2 protein-coding genes and 1 pseudogene are annotated in these 1,167 nt (G+C 69.6%); all 3 read right to left on the reverse strand.

Annotated elements, in window-relative coordinates; genetic code table 11:
• A pseudogene (locus DTS01S_RS29230) lies at nucleotides 1–364 on the reverse strand (hypothetical protein); the annotation flags it as partial.
• Nucleotides 365–371: 7 nt separating this feature from the next.
• Nucleotides 372–755: a hypothetical protein gene (locus DTS01S_RS29235; RefSeq protein ID WP_061290146.1), complete on the reverse strand. Its 384-nt coding sequence runs from the start codon at nucleotides 753–755 to the stop codon at nucleotides 372–374.
• A gap of 81 nt (nucleotides 756–836) precedes the next feature.
• Nucleotides 837–1,167 (reverse strand): hypothetical protein (locus DTS01S_RS29240; RefSeq protein ID WP_061290151.1); only part of this gene is annotated, 331 nt, incomplete at its 5' end.

Genomic DNA, 1,167 nt, shown 5'->3' on the forward strand with positions numbered 1-1,167 from the left:
GCCGGCCCGCGCTGCCCGTGCGTACTGTGAATTCGCGCAGGTTCGTCGTGACCAGGTAGAGCTTGCCGCGCAGCTCTTGCTGCCAGGGATCGGCAGGCAGATCGCGCGCCTTGGCCACCTCCAGCGGGCGCCCGGCCAGCGTGGCGCGCTCCAGGCGCAGCAGCTCTGCGCCCTGGGGCAGCTCGAAGGTGTATTCGGCGAAGGCCTCGCCAGTCACGTCCGTGGGCTCCAGCCATTCCTGCCAGGCGCGCGTTGCCTTGAGAAAGGTGCGCGCGGCGCGGTTCAACGCCAGGTGAATGAGCGGTATCGGCGCCTTGGGGGCAGCCAGTACCAGCTCCGGCATCCAGTTCTCCCAGGAGGCCATGGTGCGATCAGCCGGTCACGTTGGAAGCGCGCGAGGCCTTGCGCACGCGGCCGGTGGGGGCCGAGTCGGATTCCTGGGGCATACCGGTGCCGCCATCCAGGTCGTCCTCATCGTCCGAGCCCACGCCGGGCGAGAAGGTGCCGCGCGAGGACGGGGCCTTGCCGTCCAGGGCCGCGCGGCGGGCTTCGCGCTCGGCGGCCAGGCGCTGGAATTTCTGCTCGGCGTCGAACTCCTCCTCGGTCTGGAAGTTGCCGGCGCGCAGATGCTCGGCATGGGCCTCGTTCTCGACGTCGCAGGCCAGCGGCTTGCCCTCGAAAATATAGGTGGCGCCCTTGATGCGCACGATCAGGGTTCCGTCCTTGCGTGCGGGCAGCGAAGTGAACAGCTTCATGGTGATGGATCTCCGGGGTTCAAAAAGCCCCGGCAGCGGATGCCACCGGGGAAAAGCCCCTTGCGGGGCGCGCACACGCTGTCAGGCGTTCGTGTAGATCAGGTCCAGGGCGAAGAGGCCTGCGGCCGTGCCCGCGCCTGTGACCTTGAGGACGATGCGGCGGTCTTCGTCCTTGGGCACCAGCTTGGCAAAGCCTGCGGGAACCAGGTGCACATAGCCGCCGGCCGCGCCCGCGTCGTTGTCCGTCACCCAGGCACCACCGCCGTCGTCGGCCGCAGCGCTGATGTCGCCGTCCGCATCCGCCAGGCCGATGGAAGCCTTGAAGCCCGCGCCCAGGGCGGCCGGCACGCGGATGTACAGCGACACGGGCAGCGTGCCAGCGGGCAGGATGCCGATGACGCCACGGGCACCG

The sequence above is a fragment of the Delftia tsuruhatensis NBRC 16741 genome (assembly GCF_001571325.1).
GTDB lineage: Bacteria > Pseudomonadota > Gammaproteobacteria > Burkholderiales > Burkholderiaceae_C > Comamonas > Comamonas tsuruhatensis.